Annotated in this window: 16 protein-coding genes and 1 pseudogene; 1 reads left to right on the top strand and 16 read right to left on the bottom strand. The window is 69.8% G+C overall.

What is annotated here, in order from left to right:
* Nucleotides 1-64 precede the first annotated feature (64 nt).
* The 9 genes from ABTZ94_RS01170 to ABTZ94_RS01130 form a co-directional block, all read right to left on the bottom strand.
* On the bottom strand, nt 65-1,270 hold the full coding sequence (locus ABTZ94_RS01170) for a DNA polymerase III subunit delta' (protein WP_351196241.1): 1,206 nt from the start codon (nt 1,268-1,270) through the stop codon (nt 65-67).
* Between the two features lie 186 nt (nt 1,271-1,456).
* Nucleotides 1,457-4,669 (bottom strand): dTMP kinase, encoded by a 3,213-nt coding sequence (tmk, locus tag ABTZ94_RS01165; RefSeq protein WP_351196240.1) that lies wholly within the window; start codon nt 4,667-4,669, stop codon nt 1,457-1,459.
* Between the two features lie 238 nt (nt 4,670-4,907).
* Nucleotides 4,908-7,775: a type I DNA topoisomerase gene (topA, locus tag ABTZ94_RS01160; protein ID WP_351196238.1), complete on the bottom strand. Its 2,868-nt coding sequence runs from the start codon at nt 7,773-7,775 to the stop codon at nt 4,908-4,910.
* A gap of 330 nt (nt 7,776-8,105) precedes the next feature.
* Nucleotides 8,106-8,303: a hypothetical protein gene (locus ABTZ94_RS01155; protein WP_351196236.1), complete on the bottom strand. Its 198-nt coding sequence runs from the start codon at nt 8,301-8,303 to the stop codon at nt 8,106-8,108.
* 388 nt (nt 8,304-8,691) lie between these two features.
* Nucleotides 8,692-10,206, bottom strand: coding sequence for a DUF7059 domain-containing protein (locus ABTZ94_RS01150; RefSeq protein ID WP_351196235.1), 1,515 nt, complete (start codon nt 10,204-10,206; stop codon nt 8,692-8,694).
* A gap of 101 nt (nt 10,207-10,307) precedes the next feature.
* Complete coding sequence (locus ABTZ94_RS01145) at nt 10,308-10,925, bottom strand: small secreted protein (RefSeq protein WP_351196234.1); 618 nt, start codon at nt 10,923-10,925, stop codon at nt 10,308-10,310.
* 304 nt (nt 10,926-11,229) lie between these two features.
* Complete coding sequence (locus ABTZ94_RS01140) at nt 11,230-13,671, bottom strand: sodium-translocating pyrophosphatase (RefSeq protein ID WP_351196232.1); 2,442 nt, start codon at nt 13,669-13,671, stop codon at nt 11,230-11,232.
* 296 nt (nt 13,672-13,967) lie between these two features.
* Complete coding sequence (locus tag ABTZ94_RS01135; protein ID WP_351196230.1) at nt 13,968-14,441, bottom strand: ATP-binding protein; 474 nt, start codon at nt 14,439-14,441, stop codon at nt 13,968-13,970.
* 466 nt (nt 14,442-14,907) lie between these two features.
* On the bottom strand, nt 14,908-15,261 hold the full coding sequence (locus ABTZ94_RS01130) for an STAS domain-containing protein (protein WP_003967428.1): 354 nt from the start codon (nt 15,259-15,261) through the stop codon (nt 14,908-14,910).
* A 78-nt stretch (nt 15,262-15,339) separates the two neighbouring features.
* Here ABTZ94_RS01130 and ABTZ94_RS01125 point away from each other — a divergent pair, with 78 nt between their 5' ends.
* Nucleotides 15,340-17,877: a DEAD/DEAH box helicase gene (locus ABTZ94_RS01125; protein ID WP_351196228.1), complete on the top strand. Its 2,538-nt coding sequence runs from the start codon at nt 15,340-15,342 to the stop codon at nt 17,875-17,877.
* On the opposite strand, the gene ABTZ94_RS01120 is transcribed toward ABTZ94_RS01125, so the two are convergent.
* The 7 genes and pseudogenes from ABTZ94_RS01120 to ABTZ94_RS01090 all read right to left on the bottom strand — a co-directional run bounded on the left by ABTZ94_RS01120 (nt 17,759) and on the right by ABTZ94_RS01090 (nt 23,420).
* Nucleotides 17,759-18,151: an Rv3654c family TadE-like protein gene (locus tag ABTZ94_RS01120; protein ID WP_351196226.1), complete on the bottom strand. Its 393-nt coding sequence runs from the start codon at nt 18,149-18,151 to the stop codon at nt 17,759-17,761. The two genes, ABTZ94_RS01125 and ABTZ94_RS01120, sit on opposite strands and share 119 nt — an antisense overlap.
* Before the next feature lie 110 nt (nt 18,152-18,261).
* Nucleotides 18,262-18,672, bottom strand: coding sequence for a TadE family type IV pilus minor pilin (locus ABTZ94_RS01115; protein ID WP_351196224.1), 411 nt, complete (start codon nt 18,670-18,672; stop codon nt 18,262-18,264).
* Nucleotides 18,659-18,859: a DUF4244 domain-containing protein gene (locus ABTZ94_RS01110; protein ID WP_351196222.1), complete on the bottom strand. Its 201-nt coding sequence runs from the start codon at nt 18,857-18,859 to the stop codon at nt 18,659-18,661. Before ABTZ94_RS01110 ends, ABTZ94_RS01115 begins: the two co-directional genes overlap by 14 nt.
* A gap of 58 nt (nt 18,860-18,917) precedes the next feature.
* Nucleotides 18,918-19,712 carry a type II secretion system F family protein gene (locus ABTZ94_RS01105; RefSeq protein WP_351196220.1) on the bottom strand — a complete coding sequence of 265 codons (795 nt, stop codon included), beginning with the start codon at nt 19,710-19,712 and terminating at the stop codon, nt 18,918-18,920.
* Nucleotides 19,709-20,590, bottom strand: a complete 882-nt coding sequence (locus tag ABTZ94_RS01100; protein ID WP_351196218.1) for a type II secretion system F family protein — start codon at nt 20,588-20,590, stop codon at nt 19,709-19,711. The genes ABTZ94_RS01105 and ABTZ94_RS01100 overlap by 4 nt, the downstream gene beginning before the upstream one ends.
* Nucleotides 20,587-20,886, bottom strand: a pseudogene (locus ABTZ94_RS01095) (TadA family conjugal transfer-associated ATPase); the annotation flags it as partial. The gene ABTZ94_RS01100 and the pseudogene ABTZ94_RS01095, both read right to left, overlap by 4 nt.
* 230 nt (nt 20,887-21,116) lie before the next feature.
* Nucleotides 21,117-23,420, bottom strand: coding sequence for an NACHT domain-containing protein (locus ABTZ94_RS01090; protein ID WP_351196216.1), 2,304 nt, complete (start codon nt 23,418-23,420; stop codon nt 21,117-21,119).
* Nucleotides 23,421-23,463 lie beyond the last annotated feature (43 nt).

The raw sequence follows: 23,463 nt of genomic DNA, 5'->3' as shown, positions 1-23,463 counted from the left end.
CATGCGGTGACGTGCGATGCCACATGGCTGCGCCGAGTGGCGACGGGCGCGGTGATGCGTGGGCTCAGCCCGCGCGCAGCGCCATCGTCATCGCCTCCACCGCGAGCAGCGGTGCCACATTGCGGTCCAGCGCCCGGCGGCAGGCGGTCACCGCCTCTATCCGGCGCAGGGTGCGCTCGGGCGTGGAGGAGCGGGCGATGCGGTCGAGGGCGTCCTGTGCGTCCGTGTTGGCGATGGCGATCCGCGAGCCCAGCTGGATCGCCAGGACATCGCGGTAGAAGCCGGTCAGATCGGTGAGCGCGAGGTCGAGGCTGTCGCGCTGGGTACGGGTCTTGCGGCGCTTCTGTCTGTCCTCCAGCTCCTTCATCACCCCCGCCGTGCCGCGCGGCATCCGCCCCCCGGCGGCGGCGCCGAGAGCGGCCTTCATTTCTTCCGTCTCCTTGGCGTCGACCTCCTCCGAGACCTGCTTGGCATCATCGGTGGCGGTGTCGATCAGCTCCTGGGCGGCCTTGAGGCAGCCTCCGATGTCCTCGACCCGCAGCGGGAGCCCCAGCACGGCGGCGCGACGCGAGCGGGCCTTCTCGTCGGTGGCGAGGCGGCGGGCCCTGTCGATGTGGCCCTGGGTGGCACGGGCGGCGGACGCGGCCCGCTCCGGATCGATGCCGTCGCGCCGGATCAGGACGTCGGCGACCGCGTCGACCGGGGGCGTGCGCAGCGTGAGGTGACGGCAGCGGGAACGGATGGTGGGCAGCACGTCTTCGAGGGAGGGTGCGCAGAGCAGCCATACCGTGCGCGGCGCGGGTTCCTCGACCGCCTTCAGCAGGACGTTCCCCGCGCCTTCGGTGAGCCGGTCGGCGTCCTCCAGGACGATCACCTGCCAGCGGCCGACGGCCGGGGAGAGCTGGGCGCGGCGGACCAGCTGTCGGGTCTCCTTCACACCGATGGAGAGCAGGTCCGTACGGACCACCTCGACGTCGGCGTGTGTACCGATGAGGCTGGTGTGGCAGCCGTCGCAGAAGCCGCAGCCCGGTGCCCCGCCCAAAGCGCGGTCCGGGCTGGTGCACTGGAGGGCGGCGGCGAAGGCGCGGGCGGCGGTGGAACGGCCGGAGCCCGGCGGGCCGGTGAACAGCCAGGCGTGGGTCATCTTCGACCCCGAAGGCACTGGTTCCCCCGCGGAGTGGGCGGTGACCAGCGCATCGGCGTCCCGGGCGGCGGCACCGAGCTGATCCTGCACCCGGTCCTGACCGACCAGGTCGTCCCATACGGTCATGGGTCACCGCCCTTCCGGTGGTGTGCGGCTGCGCGGCGGTCGTGCGATGCGGTCGCGCGGCTGTGATGTTGCTGCTTGTCGGTCCGGCTTCCCCGATCCGACTCCCATTGTGGGGGACGGGTCTGACAATCCCGGCAGCACGGGCAGTCCGGCTGCCGGGCAGGCCCGCCCGGCAGCCGTCGCGGATCAGCGGCGCGGGCGGCGTCCCCTGCCCGAGGGGCCCGAGTCCTCGTCGTCGCGGCGGTCGCCCAGCAGTTCGTCCGCCAGTGTCGGCAGATCGTCCAGCGGGGTCTCCTCGGCCCAGTCGGGACGAGGGCGCCGGCCCCGGCGCTCCTGCTGTTCCGAACGCTCCTGGCCGTCCCAGTGGTCCTGAATCGGCTGCGGGGCGGCCGCGTGCGGGTCGCTGATCTGCGGAAGCTCGCGCGTGCGCTCGTTCTCGCTCTCCCGGGCGGAGTCCGCCGGGCGCTCGTCACGGAAGATGCCCCTCGGAACCCGGTCCGCCGGATTCGCGTCCCGAACGTCCCGAACGTTCCGAGCGTCCCGAGCAGCCTGGGCGTCACCTACGTCCCGCACCGGAGGAAGAACCGCCGTCTCATCCGCGGCACCCGTCGCGCCAGGGCGCCCGGGCCGGCCGGAGGGCCGGTCGTGGACCTTCGGAATCATTGCGGTCTCGGCCTCGTCGGAGGGCGAGGGCGGGCTGACCGGCGAAGGCACCGGCTGCGTCACATCGTTCGGGTTGACGATCGGTGTCGGCACCGTGATCTCGTTGTCCGGCACGGACGTCGCCGCAGCCGCCTCCGCCCGGACCCTCTCCGCCGCGGCAGCCGCCTCGGCCTCGGCCTGCCGACGGGCCTCCTCGGCCCGCAGCAGCGCCTCTTCCGCCCTGCGCTGCTTCTCCAGCCGCCGTGCCTCGGCCTCCTTGCGCAGCCGGGCCTCCTCCTCGGCCTGCCTGCGCAGCCGGGCCTGCTCGGCCTCGCGGACCGCCTCCTCGGCCTCCAGCCTGGCCCGCTCCTCCTCGGCCAGACGCCGAGCTTCCTCGGCCCGCTGCCGGGCCTCCTCCGCCTGGCGTTCGGCCTCGCGCCGGCGTGCCTCCTCCAGCTCGCGGCGCTTGCGCTCCTCCTCCTCGGCGCGGAGCTTGGCGAGCTGTTCCTGCCGCTCGCGCTCCAGCCGCTCCTCCTCGGCCTTGCGGGCCGCCTCTTCCTCGGCCTTGCGCCTGGCCTCCTCCTCGGCGGCCTTGCGCGCCTCCTCCTGGGCCTTGATCTCGGCCTCGGAGAGCGGAAGGAGCTGGTCGAGCCGGTGGCGTACGACCGTGGTGATCGATTCCGGATCCTGGCCCGCGTCCACCACCAGGTAGCGGGTCGGGTCGGCCGCGGCCAGCGTCAGGAAACCGGACCGTACCCGGGCATGGAACTCGGGCGGCTCGGACTCCAGCCGGTCGGGCGCCTCGGTGAACCGTTCCCGCGCGGTCTCCGGATCGACATCCAGCAGCACCGTCAGATGCGGTACGAGCCCACTCGTCGCCCAGCGCGAGATCCGGGCGATCTCGGTCGGGAAGAGATCACGGCCCGCGCCCTGGTAGGCGACGGACGAGTCGATGTAGCGGTCGGAGATGACGATCGCGCCGCGCTCCAGCGCCGGACGGACGACCGAGTCGACGTGCTCGGCGCGGTCGGCGGCGTACAGGAGTGCCTCGGCCCGGTTGGAGAGCCCGGCGGACGACACATCGAGCAGGATCGAGCGCAGCCGCTTGCCGACCGGGGTCGCGCCCGGCTCGCGGGTGACGACGACCTCGTGGCCCTTGGCGCGGATCCACTCGGCGAGCGCCTCGACCTGGGTGGACTTGCCGGCGCCGTCGCCGCCCTCCAGGACGAGGAAGAAACCGGTCGCGGCGGGGGCGACGGCCGGGTCGCCGCCGCGCAGTGCCTCGCGCAGATCGCGGCGCAGCGGCACTCCGGAGCGGTCGTCCGTCTTGGCGAGGACGATCGCGGCGACGGGCAGCAGCAGTGCGCCGATCAGCACCAGCGCGAAGGCCGCTCCACCGTGGGCGAAGACGAAGTCGCCGGAGGCCAGCCGCTGCTTGCCGATCGCGGCGGCCAGCAGCGGGCCCGCGAGTGCGCCGAGCGCGATGAGGACCCGTACGACGGCCTGGAGGTGTTCGGTGGTCCTGGCCCGGCGGAACTCCTCGGTCTCCTGGTCGACCAGGACATGACCGGTGCGGGCGGCGACACCCGCCGCGTATCCGGCGAGCACCGCGATCATCAGCACGGTCGCCGTGTCCGGCACGAGCCCCATGGCAAGGAGTGCGATGCCGGTGACCGCGGTGGCCAGCGCGAGCAGCCGGCGGCGCGACAGCGAGGGCAGCACCTTCTGCGCGGTACGGATGCCGACGCCCGTGGCGCCGGTCAGGCCGAGGATCAGCAGGGCGAAGGTGACGGGGCCGCCGCCCAGGTCGGCGGCGTGCAGTACGGCGACGGCGGCAGCGCCGGCAATGGCTCCGGCGACTGCGGCCGAGGCGCCGATGAGCAGCGGTACGGATCCTGTGCGGCCCTTGTCGGGTCCGCTGCCGGTCGACGGGCGGCGCAGGCCCTCCAGCGGAGAGCGCGGACGGGGTGTCTGCGAACCGGGCAGTTCCAGGAAGTACAGGGTGGAGATCGAGGCCGAGAAGAGCCCGGCCGCGACGTACGAACCGAGGGCCGCCTGGTGGAGCGAGAACCACTCCAGGCCCGAGCCCAGCAGGCTGCCAACGAGCGTGGCGATCAACAGGACGGTCGCGGCGGCCGGAATGGCGGCGAAGTCGGTACGGATGGAGAGTCGGCGCAGTGCGTCGAGGTGGTCGGGCAGCGGGCGTACCGCGGCGCCTTCGGGAGGCGGGGCGGGCAGCAGCGCGGGGGCGGCGCCGTCCTTGGCGACCGTCCACAGACGTTCAGCTGCGCCGACGACGAAGACGGTGATGAGGATCATCATGAGTGCCTTGTCGGGCATCCAGTCGATCCACAGCGGTGCGACGACCAGCAGCGCAAGCCGCAGCCCGTCCGTCCCGATCATCAGCCACCGCCGGTCCAGCGGTCCTCCTGGCGCGGTGAGCGTCGTCAGCGGCCCCAGGAGTACGGCTCCGAAAAGCAGGGTGGCAAGGATCCGGGCGCCGAACACCGCGGCGACGGCAAACGCCGCCCCTCGGTACCCGGCTCCGAATGAGCCCTCAAGGACCGCCGCTTGCAGCGACATCAGCACCAGCACGAGAAGGGCGAGTGCATCGCCGATACTGCCGACGAGCTGGGCGCTCCACAACCGCTTCAGCGGGGGAACACGCAACAGGGCTCGTACGGCGCGCTCGCGTGAGTCTGCGGCAAGTGTGTCGGAGGTGGGGCTCACGACCGTTGGCTGCTCGGCTCGCGTCATCCGCCCAGCCTATCCGGAGCGGTGGGGTCCCCGGAGGCCCCGCCCGAACATATGGGCGTCCGGGGTGGCAGCGGGGGCACTGCCGGCCCCTTCCGGCGCTTGAGGAGCGGGGTCCGGGGCAGAGCCCCGGTTCGGGAAGGGGCGGGTAGGGAAACAGGACCGCCCCCCTCGCACCCTTCCGGTACGCAAACGCCAAAGGGACTGGAAAGCCCAGCCCCTTTGGCGATCGGTCGTACGGTCAGTCCTCCGCAGACGCCGCGGTCGTCTTCTTCGCCGCAGTCGCCTTCTTGGCGGTCGTCGTCTTCTTCGCGGTGGTCGTCGTCTTCTTCGCGGTCGTCTTCTTCGCCGCGGTCTTGGCCGCCGCAGTCGTCTTCTTGGCCGCCGTCTTCTTCGCGGTCGCCTTCTTGGCCGGGGCCTTCTTCGCCGTCTTCTTCTTGGCGGGCCCCTTGGCGCGCTTCTCGGCGAGCAGCTCGTAGCCGCGCTCCGGCGTGATGGTCTCGACGCTGTCGTCGGTCCGCAGCGTCGCGTTGGTCTCGCCGTCGGTGACGTACGCACCGAAGCGCCCGTCCTTGACCACGACCGGAGCCCCGCTCACCGGGTCGGTGCCCAGTTCCTTCAGCGGCGGCTTGGCTGCGGCGCGGCCGCGCTGCTTGGGCTGGGCGTAGATCGCGAGGGCCTCTTCGATGGTGATGTCGAAGAGCTGTTCCTCGGAGGTCAGCGAACGCGAGTCCGTGCCCTTCTTCAGATACGGGCCGTAGCGGCCGTTCTGCGCGGTGATCTCGACGCCGTCGGCGTCCTCACCGACGACACGCGGCAGCGACATCAGCTTGAGCGCGTCGGCCAGCGTCACCGTGTCCAGCGACATGGACTTGAACAGCGAGGCGGTCCGCGGCTTCACCGCGTTCTTGCCGGTCTTCGGGGTGCCCTCGGGCAGCACCTCGGTGACGTACGGGCCGTAACGCCCGTCCTTTGCGATGATCTGGTGCCCGGTGACCGGGTCCGCGCCGAGCTCGTAGTCACCGCTCGGCTTGGCCAGCAGCTCCTCCGCGTACTCGACGGACAGTTCGTCGGGCGCCAGGTCCTCCGGCACGTCCGCGCGCTGGTGGCCCTCGGCGTCCTTCTCACCGCGCTCGATGTACGGGCCGTACCGCCCGACGCGGAGCGTGATGTCGTTACCGACGGGGAAGGAGGAGATCTCCCGGGCGTCGATCGCTCCGAGGTCGGTGACGAGCTCCTTCAGACCGCCGAGGTGGTCGCCGTCGCCGTTGCCCGCGGCTGAGGCCGCGCCACTGACGGCGTCGTCGCCCTGGCCGAAGTAGAAACGCCTCAGCCACGGCACGGACTGGGCCTCGCCCCGCGCGATGCGGTCGAGGTCGTCCTCCATCTTCGCGGTGAAGTCGTAGTCGACGAGCCGGCCGAAGTGCTTCTCCAGCAGGTTGACCACGGCGAAGGACAGGAAGGACGGGACGAGCGCCGTGCCCTTCTTGAAGACGTAGCCGCGGTCCAGGATCGTGCCGATGATCGAGGCGTACGTCGACGGGCGGCCGATCTCGCGCTCTTCGAGCTCCTTGACCAGCGATGCCTCGGTGTAGCGGGCCGGCGGCTTGGTGGCGTGGCCGTCGACCGAGATCTCCTCGGCGGACAGCGCGTCGCCCTCGGCGACCTGCGGGAGGCGCCGCTCACGGTCGTCGAGCTCGGCGTTCGGGTCGTCGGCGCCTTCGACGTACGCCTTCATGAAGCCGTGGAAGGTGATCGTCTTGCCGGACGCGGAGAACTCGGCGTCGCGGCCGTCGCTCGCCCGGCCACCGATCTTGACGGTGACGGAGTTACCGACCGCGTCCTTCATCTGGGAGGCGACGGTCCGCTTCCAGATCAGCTCGTAGAGCCGGAACTGGTCGCCGGTGAGGCCGGTCTCGGCAGGGGTGCGGAAGCGGTCGCCGGAGGGGCGGATCGCCTCGTGCGCCTCCTGCGCGTTCTTGACCTTCCCTGCGTACGTGCGCGGCTTGTCCGGCAGGTAGTCGGCGCCGTACAGCTGCGTGACCTGCGCCCGGGCCGCGGAGACCGCGGTGTCCGAGAGGGTCGTGGAGTCGGTACGCATATAGGTGATGAAGCCGTTCTCGTACAGCTTCTGCGCGACCTGCATGGTGGCCTTGGCCCCGAAGCCCAGCTTCCGGCTCGCCTCCTGCTGGAGGGTCGTCGTGCGGAACGGGGCGTACGGGGAGCGGCGGTACGGCTTCGACTCGACGGACCGTACGGCGAACGTGGCGTCGGCGAGCGCGGCAGCCAGGGCGCGGGCGTTCGTCTCGTCCAGGTGCAGCACCTGGACGGAGCCGGACTTCAGCTGCCCGTCCGGACCGAAGTCACGGCCCTGGGCGATACGGCGGCCGTCGACCGCGCTGAGGCGGGCCGCGAGGGCCGACGGGTCGGAGGCGTCACCGGCGCGGCCGGTGGCGAAAGTGCCGGTCAGGTCCCAGTACTCGGCGGAACGGAAGGCGATGCGCTCGCGCTCCCGCTCGACGACGAGACGGGTCGCCACGGACTGGACGCGGCCGGCCGACAGGCGCGGCATGACCTTCTTCCAGAGGACCGGCGAGACCTCGTAGCCGTAGAGACGGTCGAGGATACGGCGGGTCTCCTGGGCGTCGACCATGCGCTGGTTGAGTTCGCGCGGGTTGGCGACGGCCTCCCGGATCGCGTCCTTGGTGATCTCGTGGAAGACCATCCGGTGGACCGGGACCTTGGGCTTGAGCACTTCCTGCAGGTGCCAAGCGATGGCTTCGCCCTCGCGGTCCTCATCGGTGGCGAGGAAGAGTTCGTCGGACTCGGCGAGGAGCTGCTTGAGCTTCCTGACCTGTGCCTTCTTGTCCGCGTTCACTACGTAGACGGGCTGGAAGTCATGCTCGACGTCGACGCCGAGCCTACGGACCTCGCCGGTGTACTCGTCGGGGACCTCTGCGGCGCCGTTCGGCAGGTCGCGGATGTGCCCGACGCTCGCCTCGACGACGTATCCGGGGCCGAGGTAGCCCTTGATCGTCTTCGCCTTGGCAGGCGACTCGACGATGACGAGTCGGCGGCCGCCCTGTGCGGTCTCGCTGGTCGGGGACAACTTCGCTCTTCTCTCCGGTCGACACTCAGTGGGCATCCGGGCAGCGCGATGACGCTGCCGACGGTGCTGTCGCTGCGGAGTGTGACGGTACAACCCGCCCCCGTGTCAAACGGCAAAAGCCCGCAACGGCCACTCGAACGGTAACCCGACTTCCGCCATTCCTGCCGCCCGGACTGCCCGGTCCGCGGTACACACGGCCGCTGCCTGCGGGTTTCTGGTTGCTGTGGCGGCGCTGCGGGCCTCCGCGGTGAGAAGCGGACGGTCCGGGCGTGTTCCCTGCCACTGCCCGCCGTGCCCTGCGGTTCCCGGCCGGGTCCGGCGGGGAGTGGATCAGATGCGGGTGAAGCACCACACACCGAGGACGAGAAAAAGTACGCCGAACACAGTGGCGAGAGCGGCGGACGCGACGGGTCTCACACCGTGCGCCACCGGTGCGCGGTGCAGCACGCGCGCCCCCGTCCACAGCAGCAGCGCCGCGCCGAACAGCGCGAATGCTGTTCCGGCGAAGACAGCAGGTCCGCTCTCCACGTCCGTACGCCTCCCTGTCCCTGCTCGGCCGGGGCCCGCGCCATCCGGTCAGGGGGAGGCTGCCAGCCCAGGGCGTCATGCACGCGAACCCCGGGTGAATGGCCGGATTCACACATCTGGAGAGCGCTGGACCAAGGCCCCCGGGGGCAGCACCTGGCTGTGAGCCAACCGGAATCCGCAGCCCCCGCGACGGACCGTCGGCGGTGAGCGTGAAGACGCTGATGGCGAGCCCGTTCATTACATACGGCAGCACACGCCCGTACCGGAGCGGAGCCGGTGACGGAGGCAGCCGCGGTAGCGAGGTCGGCAACCGCCCCACCCCGGAACCGGGGCCGGAACCGGGACCGGGAGTGGGGCCAGGAGTGGGGCCAGGAGTGGGGCAACGCCATCAGCTCGTCGGCGGCACCGGCTCCAGGAAGCCCTCCTCCACCAGCAGTCGGATCGCCTGCGGGGTGCGGTCGCGCAGCAGCACGGGGTCCTCGTTCATCAACTGGGCGATCGCGTCCAGGATCCGACCCGCAGGCAGCGTCCCGTCGCACACGCCCGCGAAGCCGGCGCCGACGGCGTCGACCTTCGTCGCACGCCGCATCCCGCGGTTCTGACGCAGCACCACATGCTCGGGGTCCTCGGCGCCCGGCAGCCCGACCTGCTCCTGCATGACCTCGGCGGCGAGGGTGAAATGCCCGGCCAGAAGCGCCGCGTCATCCTGTTCACGGAGGTAGTCCTGGCGGGCGAAGTGGGCCTGGACTGCCGGTCCGAGCGGCTGCTCCACCGCGTGCGGCCACTCCTCGATCACGACGGACGGGTTCCCGGCGGCAGCCGCGGCGGACTTTCGCAGGGTGATCCAGCCGAAGCCGATGCCCTTGGTCTTGCGGGCCTCGAACTCGTCCAGCCAGGCGTCGTACCGCGCGGCGTACTCGGCGGCGTCTGTGCGGTGGTCGCCGCTGTCGCGCAGCCACAGCTCCGCGTACTGCGTGACGTCCTGGACCTCGCGCTGCACGATCCAGGCGTCGCAGCCGTGCGGCACCCAGGAACTCAGCCGGTTCTGCCACTCCTCGCCCTCGATGTGCTGCCAGTTCGCGAGGAAGTGGGCGTATCCGCCTTCGTTCAACCGGTCGCCCGACTGCTGCACCAGGGTCCGGCACAGGTCGTCGCCGCCCATACCGCCATCGCGGTAGGTGAGGCGGGCCCCGGGCGAGATGACGAACGGCGGGTTGGAGACGATCAGGTCGTACGTCTCGGTTCCGACCGGCTCGTACAGAGAACCCTGGCGCAGCTCGGCCGGGGCTGCGCCGGACAGCGCGAGCGTCAGCCGGGTGAAGTCCAGCGCACGCGGGTTGAGGTCGGTGGCCGTGACCCGGGTGGCGTGCTGCGAGGCGTGCAGCGCCTGGATGCCGGAGCCCGTACCGACGTCGAGCGCGGAGGCGACAGGCGTACGGACGGTGATCCCGGCGAGCGTGGTGGACGCCCCGCCGACTCCGAGGACCACGCCCTCCTCGCGCGAACCGATGCCGCCCGCGCCGCCGACCGCGCAGCCCAGGTCGGAGACGATGTACCAGTCCTGCCCCTCGGGCCCGCTGTACGGGCGTACGTCGACCGTGGCCCGCACCTCGTCGCCGGTTTGGGTCACCCAGCCGTCCTCGACGCACTCGGCCAGTGGGAGCGCGGCACGGGCCCGCTGGTACGGGATGGGGTGCTGGAGCAGGAAGAGCCGCACGAGTATCTCGAGCGGGGAGTCGCCCCGGGTGGCGCGCAGCGCCGGAACCGTCTCGTTGCGGGCGAGCGCGGCGTAGGCCGGCGCACCGAGCAGGTCGAGGAGTCCGTCGGCGGTGAAGGCGGCGGCGAGCAGGGCTTCGCGGAGCCGGGGCGAACGGTCGGGCGCGGGAAGACTGGTCGTACTCACCCACCCATTGTGGCCGCTCCCACCGACAACGGCAGCGGCCCGGCGCCCACCGGGGCCGCCGGGCCGTCCGTACAGCCGCTGCTTCCCCTGCAACCGCTCGGTTATGACTTCTTGCTGGGCGAGGCGGCCGGGGAGGGCGACTCCGAGGAAGCGGCATTCGGCGGCACCGAGGCCGTCGGCTTCTGGCAGCCCTTCTGCTTCGCCATCGCGGTGCCGACCTCGCCGGACTGGAGCTTCCTCAGTGCCTCGTCACCACTGGTGCTGATCTTGTTCAGCTCGTCCGCGATGCCCTTGAGACCGTCGGCGAACTTCGCCTGGTCCTTCGTGTCGAGGGCGTCGACCTTCTTCTGCAGGTTCGCGTACGCCGCGGAGGATGCGTTGAGCTCCTTCACGGCCTCCTTGTGCGTGGCCTCGCCGCCGTCGACCGGCGGCGCGCCCGCCGAATCGACAGCTGCACCCAGTGCCTTGTACGCCTGCGAGATCTGCTGGAAGGCGGCCGAGTCGGTCTTCTGGACGTCGGCGGGCTTGCTGTTGTCGGCGGTCTGCTGCTGGATGGCGGCGTTGGCGTTCGCGATCTTCTGCAGTTGGGGCTGGACCTGGTCGCAGACCTTCTTGGCCCAGTCGTTCACCTTGGCGCTGTTGTCGTTACTGCTGCAGCCCGACAGCGTAAGTACCAGTACCGCACCGCCGGACAGCGCGGCCGCAAGCTTCTTGTTCACCGGATCGGTCCCTTCCAAGACTCTCGGCCCGGAACTTACACGTCGAGCGACCTCCATCCGGATGCCGGACGTCCGATGAGTGGCCTTTTGCAGCCATTTGCACCAAGGGGAATGAGGGAGATACAACTCACCCACACAGCCCTCCAGGCACTGGAACATCTGAACGAGCAAGCCCACGGACCGCATACCGGCCGACGTACCGACACCAGCGCATGGTCGGGCGGACGACGCATCAGAGTGCGTCGCCCGCCCGGCCGTTGAGCCGAAGTCGGCTACATGTCACCGGCCTCTTCCCGTCGCCGCTTCACGAAACAGCCGCCTGGTCGGCCGATTTGGCGGGCCCCCCACCACCGCCGGCGGGGTTCTCCTCGTCCCCCACGGCGATCCTGCGGCGTTTGGAGACATAGACCGCGCCGATGATGACGGCGACGGCGAACGCCGCCACCACCGCCCGTACGCCGGCGCTCGCGTCCTGCCCGTAGCTGAACTGCACCACCGCCGGGGCGATGAGCAGCGCGACCAGGTTCATCACCTTGAGCAAGGGGTTGATCGCCGGTCCTGCCGTGTCCTTGAACGGGTCGCCGACCGTGTCACCGATGACGGTCGCGGCATGGGCCTCACTGCCCTTGCCGCCGTAATGGCCGTCCTCGACGAGCTTCTTGGCGTTGTCCCACGCTCCACCGGAGTTGGCGAGGAAGACCGCCATCAGTGTGCCGGTACCGATGGCGCCCGCGAGGTACGAACCGAGCGCCCCGACGCCGAGCGTGAACCCGACGGCGATCGGCGCCAGGACGGCGAGCAGGCCCGGCGTGGCGAGCTCGCGCAGGGCGTCCTTGGTGCAGATGTCGACGACGCGCCCGTACTCCGGCTTCTCGCTGTAGTTCATGATCCCGGGATGCTCGCGGAACTGTCGCCGCACCTCGTAGACCACGGCCCCGGCGGACCGGGACACCGCGTTGATCGCCAGCCCGGAGAAGAGGAAGACGACCGCGGCACCGAGGATCAGGCCCACCAGGTTGTTGGGCTGCGAGATGTCCAGGCTGAGCGTCATCTCCCCGGCCTTGGCCCCCACGCCGTCGACCGCCGTGGCGATCGCATCGCGGTACGAGCCGAAGAGCGCCGACGCCGCCAGGACGGCGGTGGCGATGGCGATGCCCTTGGTAATCGCCTTTGTGGTGTTGCCGACGGCATCCAGGTCGGTGAGGACCTGAGCACCGGCACCCGTGATGTCACCGGACATCTCCGCGATGCCCTGCGCGTTGTCGGAGACCGGTCCGAAGGTGTCCATGGCAACGATGACACCAACGGTGGTGAGCAGGCCGGTCCCCGCCAGGGCCACCGCGAAGAGCGCCAGCATGATCGACGTACCGCCGAGCAGGAACGCCCCGTAGACGCCGAGGCCGATCAGCAGCGCCGTGTACACGGCAGACTCCAGACCGATGGAGATACCTGCGAGTACGACGGTGGCCGGACCGGTCAGCGAGGACTTGCCGATGTCCCTGACGGGCCGCCGGTTGGTCTCCGTGAAGTAGCCGGTCAGCTGCTGGATCAGGGCGGCCAGCACGATGCCGATGGCGACGGCGACCAGGGCGAAGACCCGTGGGTCGCCGCCGTGAGAGGTGATGGCACGGTCGGTGACGCCGTCCAGATCCGCGTACGAGGACGGCAGATAGACGAAGACGGCCACGGCCACCAGGACGAGCGAGATCACCGCGGAGATGAAGAATCCGCGGTTGATGGCGGTCATACCGCTGCGGTCGGCGCGCCGCGGGGCGACCGCGAAGATCCCGATCATCGCGGTGACCACGCCGATGGCCGGGACGATCAGCGGGAAGGCCAGTCCGGAGTCGCCGAAGGCGGCCTTGCCGAGGATGAGCGCGGCGACGAGCGTCACGGCGTACGACTCGAAGAGGTCGGCCGCCATGCCCGCGCAGTCACCGACGTTGTCGCCCACATTGTCGGCGATGGTGGCGGCGTTGCGCGGGTCGTCCTCCGGGATGCCCTGCTCCACCTTGCCGACGAGGTCGGCGCCGACGTCCGCGGCCTTGGTGAAGATGCCGCCTCCGACCCTCATGAACATGGCGATCAGCGCGGCGCCGAGACCGAAACCCTCCAGCACCTTGGGCGCGTCGGCGGCATAGACGAGGACGACACAGGAAGCGCCGAGCAGCCCGAGGCCCACAGTGATCATGCCGACCACGCCACCGGTACGAAAAGCGATTTTCATCGCCTTGTGCGAAACAGCGGTGAGATCTTTTTCGGGTTCACCTTCCGCAGGGGTCGCCTCACGCGCAGCAGCAGCCACACGGACATTACTGCGTACGGCGAGCCGCATCCCGATGTATCCGGTGGCCGCCGAGAAAAGCGCACCCACCAGGAAGAACAACGAACGGCCGACGCGCTGCGACCAGTTGTCCGCCGGAATCAGCAGAAGCAGGAAGAAGACCACGACGGCAAAGATGCCGATAGTGCGCAGCTGCCGGGCCAGATAGGCATTCGCGCCTTCCTGGACGGCGGCCGCGATCTCCTTCATACGGTCGGTGCCCTCACCGGCCGCCAACACCTGGCGCACCAGCAGCCGGGCGACGACCAGCGCGGCGATGGCGACGACCGCGACGACGACCACGATGACGCGATTGTCATCGGTGAGTACCGCGGCCGCGAGAGATGCGGGTCGGCCGGGAGGTGCAGAAAGTGCGGAATCGTGCGTCAGTCCTGCCAGTGGGGTGTTGAAGAACTCCGCCATACGTCCTCCTTGACGCTCAGCACTCAAGACGTGGACGGATTGTAGGGAGCAGGAGCTGATCAAAACAGTGTGCGTTAAATGTAATTGACCTTCACGGGCGGATCGGCAAATGATCGCGGCCTCGGATCGACGCGAATGCAGTAATGGGGCAGGCACATTTTCTGTAGATCAATGATCACACAGAAATGAAAAAAGGCCCTGCTCAGCAGGGCCTCAAAAGACGGATCAAGAAATGGATCGGAAGCTGGATTCGGAGGAATCGGGACGGCCGGACCGCCCGTGACGCCTGCGGCGCCTCAGGGAAGCACCGTCACGGGCGTCTTCGGCCAGCTCATGCGGATCACTCCGCCATTGGCCCCTGATCTGACTTCCACATCATCGACGAGACCGCTGATGACCGCGAGACCCATCTCGTCCTCGCCGTCGGCGTCGGCCTCGGAATCCGTCCCATCGACTCCCACGCCGGGCGTGGCGCCGCGTGTCGCGGCGGGTCCGGCGGGAGCGGGCTCGGCACCCGGCCCGGGCACCTCGTCGCCGACCTCGATGGAGAAGGACTTCTCCTCCTCGGTCAGAACGACGGAGACGGGAGCGGTGATGCCATGGCTGCGGTGCAGCCCGACTGCGCGGCTGCAGGCTTCACCGACGGCGAGTCTGACCTCGTCGAGCACGGCCTCGTCGACCCCTGCCCGGCGCGCCACGGCGGCTGCCACGAGGCGGGCCGTCCTGACGTGTTCGGGCTGGGCGCTGAAGCGGAGTTCAACGGTGGCCATGCGATCCCCTCAGACGTACGGGCGTGCATCCCAGGGCCCGGGCGGGCCGCCCGACACCCCTGCTCTTCTTCCGGACTTCATCCGGTCTTGTTCCAGTCTTGTTCCAGTCTTGTTCCAGTCTTCTTCCGGAACCGGCGAAGCCGCCGGCCCACTGACGGCAGCCGTCGACCGACCGACACGCGTCCGGCCGACAGACGACCCACTCCCAAGCGACCCACTCCCAAGCGACCGAATGCCAAACAGTCGACCGACGCGCAGCTGACCGACAGACGACCGGCCGGCTGACCGATCGGACGCCGACCCGTTGCCCAGCGGTCGGGGCACTGGCTACCCAGCTCCCGGCCACTGACTGCCCGACCGGCCGACTGCCTGAGGCAACCGGCGGTCAGGCCGCCTGCGTCGCACCGGCCGCCGGTCACGGCTACCGGTGCGCCGACCGCACGCCGGACCGGCCGCGGGCCGACCGTCAGTCGGTGGCCGCAACTGCCTCGTCGACCGTGGTGTGAATCGGGAACACCTTGGTCAGACCAGTGATCCGAAAAATCTTGAGAATGCGCTCCTGGTTGCAGACCAGGCGCAACGAGCCCTCATGGGCCCGGACACGCTTCAGGCCACCCACGAGCACGCCGAGGCCGGTGGAGTCGAGGAAGTCGACGCCTTCCATGTCGACAACCAAGTGGTAGCTGCCGTCATTCACCAACTCGACCAACTGCTCGCGCAGCTTGGGCGCGGTATACACATCAATCTCGCCACCGACCTCGACGACCGTACGGTCGCCACCAGGGCCGGACACATTGCGAGTCGACAAGGACAGGTCCACGGATCCTCCAGCACCTTGCTATCGAGCGGTCGCCCCTCAGTCTCCCCGGCGGAGCCAGGGGACGGATCGCCAGCCGCGATGGCATTCAATCACTTACCAGCAGCCATGCACGACGCCTTGGGACCATTGTCCGTCACACCGGTGACACACTCGGTGTCGATGGCCAAGAATCACCGCCCCAGTCGACCACCCGAGAACAGGGACTCCCGCCCCTCTCCCGCCATGGTCCTCGACCGGCTCGCCGCAGCGGCGGGCCGGTCCGCGCACATCACTCATACGGAGCACTTGCCCCCGCGTACGGGAACCCATGCCATCTGGCCCGATCGCATCCGTCCAGAAGTGATCGCCGCGATCCAGAAAGCCGGAATCGACCACCCCTGGGCGCACCAGGCGGCCGCCGCCGAGCACGCCATGGACGGCGAATCCGTGGTCATCGCCACCGGCACGGCGTCCGGCAAGTCGCTCGCCTACCTCGCCCCGGTGCTCACCGCCCTGCTCGACGGCTCCGAGGCCCCGAACGGCCGCGGCGCGACCGCCCTGTATCTCGCCCCAACCAAGGCCCTGGCCGCTGATCAGAGGCGTGCGGTGAAGGAACTCGCGGCACCGCTCGGCAGCGCCATCAGGCCCGCGGTCTACGACGGCGACACCCCGGTCGAGGAACGCGAGTGGGTGCGCCAGTACGCCAACTACGTCCTGACCAACCCCGACATGCTGCACCGCGGGATCCTCCCGTCCCACCCCCGCTGGTCCTCCTTCCTGCGCGCCCTGCGCTTTGTCGTCATCGACGAGTGCCACACCTACCGGGGTGTCTTCGGCTCCCACGTCGCCCAGGTAGTGCGCCGGCTACGCCGCCTGTGCGCCCGCTACGGAGCGAATCCGGTCTTCCTCCTCGCCTCGGCCACCGCGGCGGAACCCTCCGTCGCGGCGGGCCGCCTCACCGGTCTCCCGGTCAGGGAGGTCGCCGACGACGCCTCGCCGCGCGGCGAAATGGTCTTCGCCCTGTGGGAGCCGCCCCTGACCGAGCTGCACGGCGAGAAGGGCGCACCCGTCCGCCGCACCGCCACTGCCGAGACCGCCGACCTCCTCACCGATCTGACCGTCCAGGGCGTGCGCTCGGTCGCCTTCGTACGCTCTCGGCGCGGCGCCGAACTGATCTCCGTCATCGCCAAGGAACGCCTCGCCGAGGTGGACCGCTCCCTGCCCGCCCGGGTCGCCGCCTACCGCGGGGGTTATCTCCCCGAGGAACGCCGCGCCCTGGAGCGCGCCCTGCACTCCGGCCGACTGCTCGGCCTGGCCGCCACCACCGCCCTCGAACTCGGCGTCGACGTTTCCGGCCTGGACGCCGTCGTCATCGCCGGCTATCCCGGTACCAGGGCGTCGCTGTGGCAGCAGGCAGGCCGCGCCGGACGCTCCGGCCAGGGCGCCCTGGCCATCCTGGTGGCCCGCGACGACCCGCTGGACACCTTCCTCGTCCACCATCCCGAGGCACTGTTCCAGCAGCCCGTGGAGTCGACCGTTCTCGACCCGGACAACCCGTACGTCCTCGCCCCACACCTGTGTGCCGCCGCTGCGGAGCTCCCTCTCACCGAGCCCGACCTGGAGCTCTTCGGTCCCGCCGTGGCCGAACTGCTGCCGCAGCTGGAGGCCGCGAAACTGCTGCGCAAACGGGCATCGGGCTGGCACTGGACCCGCCGTGAGCGCGCCGCCGATCTCACCGATATCCGCGGCGAGGGCGGCCGCCCCGTCCAGATCGTCGAGGAGGGCACCGGCCGACTTCTGGGCACCGTCGACGAATCGGCCGCGCACACTGCCGTCCACGAAGGTGCCGTCCACCTCCACCAAGGCCGCACCTATCTGATCCGGAAGCTGGATCTGGAGGACTCGGTGGCCCTGGTCGAAGAGGCCAACCCGCCGTACTCGACGACCGCGCGCGACACCACCGCCATCGCCATCCTGGAAACCGATACCGAGATCCCGTGGGGTGACGGCCGGCTCTGCTACGGCTCCGTGGAAGTCACCAACCAGGTTGTCTCCTTCCTGCGTCGCAAAATGATCACCGGCGAGGTCCTCGGCGAGACCAAGCTGGATCTGCCGCCCCGCACTCTGCGCACGCGCGCCGTGTGGTGGACGGTCACGCAGGACCAGCTCGACGCCGCCCGTATCAACCCGGAGATCCTGGGCGGCGCCCTGCACGCCGCGGAGCACGCGTCGATCGGGATGCTGCCGCTCTTCGCCACCTGCGACCGATGGGACATCGGTGGCGTCTCCGTGCCGTTGCACCCGGACACCCTGCTGCCCACGGTCTTCGTGTACGACGGTCATCCGGGGGGTGCCGGATTCGCCGAGCGGGCCTTCCACACCGCCCGTACGTGGCTGACCGCGACCCGCCAGGCCATCGCGTCCTGCGAATGCGAGGCGGGCTGCCCGTCCTGCATCCAGTCCCCCAAGTGCGGCAACGGCAACGATCCGCTGCACAAACGGGGCGCCGTGCGCCTCCTCAGCGAACTCCTCCGGTCCGCGCCGCCGGACCCCGGGGAGCCGAGCTCTCCGGAGCCGTCGGAGGCGGTGGCTCCGGAAAGCCGGGAGCAGCCGCCGGAGGGCCGGCCCGGGACCTGACCGCCGGTTCGTACGGCCCGGAACTCACCCGGGCCGTCACATCGGCGATCTCCCCGCGCACCGTGCACCGCACCACCACCGCCCCCTGCGCCGCAGCCACCTCCACGGCCGCCCCGCACGCCTCCTCGGGCCCTTGCAGGGCCCGGTCGGCCGCGGCCAGAGCTGCCAGGTCCGCCGCACCGCCGGCCCGATGCCGAACGACCACTACCTGTCCGAGCGCCAGCACGACCGCGAACACCGCGCACAACGCGGCCGTGGTCATCGCCACCCACACCGTCGCCAGGCCTCTGTCCCGGTCCGGACCCCGCCCTCGATTCCGCCCACGATCCCAGCTCCTGTGCAGCCACCCATGGACGGCCTTCCGGGCTCCCCCTCCTGTCCCGGTCACGGCGTCACCCCCACCGTGTCCTCAGCCAGTGCTGCCGCCTCCGCATGGAGCTCGAGGGCCAGTGGGCCGGGTCCGGGCGTCGGTGCGGCCACTCGTACCCGCCACAGTTCCCCCGCCCGCTCCATCGCGACTTCGGCCCCGCCGGGTGCCGCCGAACGAGTGGCTTCCAGCACCTGCGCCTCCGGTTCCGAGCGGGCCGCCGCCCTCGCCCCGGCCCTGGCCGCGTCCACGCACCGGATCTGGGCGGAGACGGCCATCAACGCCCAGACCAGCGCCAGGGCGAACACCACCAGCACCGGAATCGCCATGGCCGCTTCCGCCGTCACCGCACCCCGGTCTCCGCCCCCGCACACGGTCCCGGAACGACCTCCGGCGCGTGCCCCGGAACAGCTCCTAGAACTTCGCATCGAGCGCTTCCTTGAGCAGTGACTGCAGTGCGGACATGACCGGCTGGCTGGTGACCACCTTGTAGAGAACCGCCGCGAACGCACAGGCCGCGATAGTCCCCACCGCATATTCGGATGTCGTCATTCCGTTGTCCGACCGGACTCGGCGCACCATACTCCGCACCCAGCCCCTGATTCGCTGCACCATTTCAACCCCCGTGAAATGCGTAATTCATATCGAATAGATACTCGCCAGAAATTTTCTGTCATCCGGCGTGAAGCAGGCCGGTCGCCAGACCGATCACCACCGGCGCCACTCCGACCGCCAGGAAAGCGGGCAGAAAGCAGAGCCCGACCGGTGCGGTGATCAGCACGCCTGCCCGCTGGGCGCGCGCCACGGCCGCGCTCGCCCGCTCCGCCCGCATCGCCTCGGCCAGCCGCGCCACCGGCTCCGCCGCCGGAGCCCCGGTCGATCCCGCCCGGTCCAGGCAGCGGGACAGCGCCCCCGCGCCCGGTATCTCCCCGAAGCGCCCCCAGGCCACTGCAGGTTCACCACCGAGCCGGATCTCCGCCGCCGTCTGCGCCAGACGCACGCCGACCGGTCCGCCCATCGACTCCCCCACCGCCTCCGCTGCCTCTCGGGGCCCGGCTCCGGCCGAAATGCAGGCCGCCAAGAGGTCCGCCACCAAAGGAAGTTGACGTACGACCTGCGTCGCTTCCGCAGCACCGGCGCCCGGTTCGCGGCTGCGCCGCGCCCGCTGCCACCTCCAGACTCCGTACGCCCCTGCCGGCCCGGCCGCGAACCCCGGCAGGCCACCGATCAGGACCCAGCCGATCGCCACAGCGCCCAGCGGCGCGATCCATTCCTTCACTCGTGCGCCGTGCACCGTCCGCCCGCGCCGACGCTTCTCCGGGCCGATGGCCAGCAGCACCGCACCCCGACGGCGTACCGTCCGCCTCCGCCGCCGTCCCGCCAGCGCAAGGGCCAGATACGCGGTCATGCCCAGAACCGCCCAGACTGCCGCCGCCCGGTGGGCGCCTTCGCCGGTGACCCCGTTCATGCCGCCTCCCCCGCCCGTACGATCCGGCCGGCCCAACAAAGCCCGGCCGCCTCCAGCAACCCACCCGCCACCAGACAGACCAGCCCGGCGGGCGTGTGCAGCAGCACCCGCAGTGGATCGGCTCCGAGCGCCGCTCCCAGCCCCAGGCCCAGCACCGGCAGCAGAGCCAGCACAGCCACCGTCGACCAGGCACCGGCCAGTTGGGCCCGCAACTCCTCCCGTCTGCGCCGCTCTGCCCGCAGCGCCCCCTCCAGGCGGTCCAGGCCCGCCGCGAGCCCGGCCCCGCCGTCCACAGCCACCCGCCAGCAGGCCGCCACCCCGGCAAGCCCGTCCAGACCCGGCTCCCGAGCCGCCTGCCTGAGCGCCCCCGGCACATCGCCGCCGAACCGCGCGGCGGCGGACACACCGGCCTCCGCCTTTCCCATCACCCCGGTCCCTCGGACAGCGACGAGCAACGCCTGCCCCGGCTCGTGCCCGGCCCGCAGCTCACCCACGACGGCACCGCACAGCGCCACCACCCCATCGGCCCGGCGTTCCCGCTCCTGCGTCAGGGCCCGTCTCCGCAGCCACCGCCGCACCAGCGGCACCGCTACTGCCACCGCCAGCACCGGCAGCACGGATTCCCCCAGCACGGCGATGGTCAGCGCCACCGGCAGACAGAGCCACTCCCGCCGCGCCCGCAACCGCTCCTGGAACCACGCCCGAATGCGCTCCCAGCGCTCACGCAACGGCGACTCCACCACCCCGTCGACGAACAACACCCGCGCTCGCCGACGCCCCTGGTCCTGCACCACCACCAGCCAGGCCGCCACCCCGACGCACAAGACCGCCGCACAGTTCGCACCAGCCGACAGACCCACCGTCGCGCCATCGGTCACAACGCACCCCCGATCAGCGACCGCAGCCGTTCCCAGCCCCGCTCCTGCACAAATCCGTCGGCACCCCAACGCAGCGCCGGCACGGTCACCACCAGCCCAGCCGCATCCCGCTCCAGGACCTGCACCTCGGCGATCCGCCGTTGCCCGGCCCGGTCCCGTACGAGATGGACCACCACCGACAGCGCGGCCGCCAACTGGCTGTGAAGTGCCGTCCGGTCCAGTCCTGCCGCCGTCCCCAATGCTTCAAGGCGGGCCGGGACGTGCTCGGCAGCATTGGCGTGAACTGTCCCTTCTCCGAACTAAGTTGAGCCGAGCCGTCGGGACTCCGCCAACCGCACCGCAGAGGTCGCCGATGGCGGTCCCAATTGCAGTAGCTGCGCCGTCGTCCGGGCCGTCGTCGCCCTCGAACTCACCACTTGATCAAGATGGAAAAGGCTCAGTCATATCGGACCCGGAGGCCAGCGGCCCCGTTGCAGGACCGCGAAAGGGATAACGGGGCGCGACAGGCGAGCCATGAGGTCGGAGTTCAATAGCGAGGGAGAGGGCTAGGGTTATCGGCGAACCACTGCTGAAGTTCGCGGTGGCGGAACTGGTAGCCGGGCCCGCTGTAACGAAGAAGGCCGGCGGTTACGGCCCAGTCGAGGAACGCTCCGAGGCGGAAAGGGAGCTTGCTTCGGGAGCACAGCAGGAATACTCCGTACCTCCGCGCCGCGCGCGCGAACCCGGTTGCGATCCCAACGACAATTCCTAGCAAACATAAGGTTGTGAATACGAATATGAGTCCGGACTTGAGTCCATACAGAGGTCCGGAGATGAGTGCGAGCAGAAGGCCGCCCGGGAGCCCGAGTAGGAGTCCGACCAGAAGCCCGGCCAGGGGTCCGATTAGGAGCCCGTAGACCATATCGCCTCGGATGATCTCCCGAGGACGTGCCAGCGTAACTGGCTCCCCTCTGACCCCCCGGATGAATCCACCCGTGATCCCGCCGAAAAGCCCGATCATGAGGCACGTTCCGAACCCGAGCCCAAAATTCTCCCCGGACTGGCTCCAGAGCTGAGACCCGAATTCCAGCCAACCCGAGATTCCCACGACCAATAGACCGATCGCAAACCAGGCTCTGAACCAGGTCTTGAACCCAGTCGCGAATCCGCCTGCCAACCCCTCCATCAAGCCCGAGACGGTGCCAGCCATAAGCCCATATAGGAGAGAGAGAAGTCCAACTTCGGTCACAGGTGTGTGAGCGCTCCCGGATGAAACATGGTCGATGGCCAACATCGCGAGTGTCAGGCTAGCGAAGGTGACGGTCAACCAGATTTTGAACTTGGCCCAGAACCGGCGAGCGGACCGGCGTCCGGGTCTTCCCCAGCTAACACGTAGGCGGTTGGGCTGGGGTGTCGGGCGGAAGACCGCGAAGCAAGCGAGCACCGCAATGAATGCGAAGGAGATGAGGGGCCCGGGGGCCCGTTTGACGAAGAAGATCTCGACAAACGCGAAGGGGATGACGGTGACAGCGAAGTCCGTGATGCGGACGCGGGTGGTGCCAGCGAGGGGCCAAAGGTGGTGGAGGGTGATGTCGGTGGCCGGGGCCCTTGTGGGAGTGCCTGCGAGGTGGCTCGTGAGGTGGTTGAGCCAGCGGTGAACGTCGTCGGGTTGGTAGCGATGGGGGGCGTGGGAGTTGGTGATGGTGGCGCGAAGGTATCGACTCAGAAGGTACTGGTCGAGGTCGTGCCCGTCGGCGTGGTGGAGGAGGTCTGACGGGTCGCCTTCGTGGTGGTAGACGGTGGCGGTCAGACACAGCCGCCAGGGCGTGGACAGGATGGCAGCGAGTGGGCTGGCGGGCTGCGTGTCGAGCTGATCGATCAAGGGCTGCCAGCGGGGTGCGTCCAGGATCCGGCTACGGAGGTAGTCGATGGCGCGGTGGGTGTCGATGGGAGCGATGGCGACGCGGGCAGCGTCGAGCAGCCGTGAGTTAGGGGAGAGGGCGAGTGCGTCGTAGTGCCCGGTTCGGCAGGTCAGTACGACAGGGCCCGCCTTCAGGCCGTCCTGGTAGCGGTTGAGCTCATTCAGAGCCGCGCGGGCGCGGGGCGCTTCTGGGTTCGGGGTGCCATTCGCGAGGGGGTCCATCTCGTCCAGTCCGTCCAGGACTGGCAGCACCATTCCATGAGCGATCAGTCCGGCGGCCTCCTTGGAAGACAGTTCATAGGCCTCGGTCAGACGCTGCATTAGCAAGGTGCTCAAGGGCTGGTCGGTATCCCACTGAGCGAGCGAGATCCGGATCGGAACAGGATCGTCCTCGGAACGGTGGTCTATGAGAGCGATCATGAGTTCCAGGGCCAGGACGGTCTTTCCCGCTCCGGCGGCCCCAGTAATGACCAGACGCCGGGGCTCAGTGGCTTGGAAGTACTCACGTACATCGGGCACGGTTGCGGGCCCTTTGGTGAAGGTTCGTCCGGCTGGCGGAGCCATCGCGACCCGCGTGGTTGTGGACTGCAGTACGTAGGTGAGGTTGATGCGCCGGGTATCGGCACCAAGCAACTGCAACCACACCTGGCTTTCCCCGTCCCTGACTTGCCTGGCGAGCCCGACAGCGCAGGCACGTGCGAGTTGGGCACCGTTGTCCTCGACCGGCTTACGCATCGCGACGACTGCGATCATCAGACCGATCACGCCTATCGGGACACCCAGAAGGGTTGCAGTATCGGGAGGCTCGTGCTCCTTGCCTGTGACGATGGCCCATATGGTGAAGGTCAGGCTGGCCAAGATTAGCAACACGCAGGCGGCGGCTACAGCCTGCCACTTGCGCCGCTCGCGGCGCCGTCCTGTTGTCAGCATCCACCAATGATGCCGACCTATCTGACGTGCCGTGGGCTGTTTG

The sequence above is a fragment of the Streptomyces sp. NPDC002785 genome (assembly GCF_040295565.1).
GTDB lineage: Bacteria > Actinomycetota > Actinomycetes > Streptomycetales > Streptomycetaceae > Streptomyces.
The sequence above is the reverse complement of the archived record's forward strand: the minus strand, read 5'-3'. Positions and strand labels throughout refer to the sequence as shown.

What these genes read in the sequence shown, in the direction of transcription:
- tmk (WP_351196240.1), bottom strand. Translation starts at nt 4,669, where the DNA reads ATGACGCGAGCCGAGCAGCCAACGGTCGTGAGCCCCACCTCCGACACA.
- ABTZ94_RS01115 (WP_351196224.1), bottom strand. Translation starts at nt 18,672, where the DNA reads ATGCGAAGTTCTAGGAGCTGTTCCGGGGCACGCGCCGGAGGTCGTTCC.
- ABTZ94_RS01170 (WP_351196241.1), bottom strand. Translation starts at nt 1,270, where the DNA reads ATGACCGTATGGGACGACCTGGTCGGTCAGGACCGGGTGCAGGATCAG.
- ABTZ94_RS01105 (WP_351196220.1), bottom strand. Translation starts at nt 19,712, where the DNA reads ATGAACGGGGTCACCGGCGAAGGCGCCCACCGGGCGGCGGCAGTCTGG.
- ABTZ94_RS01135 (WP_351196230.1), bottom strand. Translation starts at nt 14,441, where the DNA reads ATGGCCACCGTTGAACTCCGCTTCAGCGCCCAGCCCGAACACGTCAGG.
- ABTZ94_RS01125 (WP_351196228.1), top strand. Translation starts at nt 15,340, where the DNA reads ATGGCATTCAATCACTTACCAGCAGCCATGCACGACGCCTTGGGACCA.
- ABTZ94_RS01110 (WP_351196222.1), bottom strand. Translation starts at nt 18,859, where the DNA reads ATGGTGCAGCGAATCAGGGGCTGGGTGCGGAGTATGGTGCGCCGAGTC.
- ABTZ94_RS01090 (WP_351196216.1), bottom strand. Translation starts at nt 23,420, where the DNA reads ATGCTGACAACAGGACGGCGCCGCGAGCGGCGCAAGTGGCAGGCTGTA.
- ABTZ94_RS01140 (WP_351196232.1), bottom strand. Translation starts at nt 13,671, where the DNA reads ATGGCGGAGTTCTTCAACACCCCACTGGCAGGACTGACGCACGATTCC.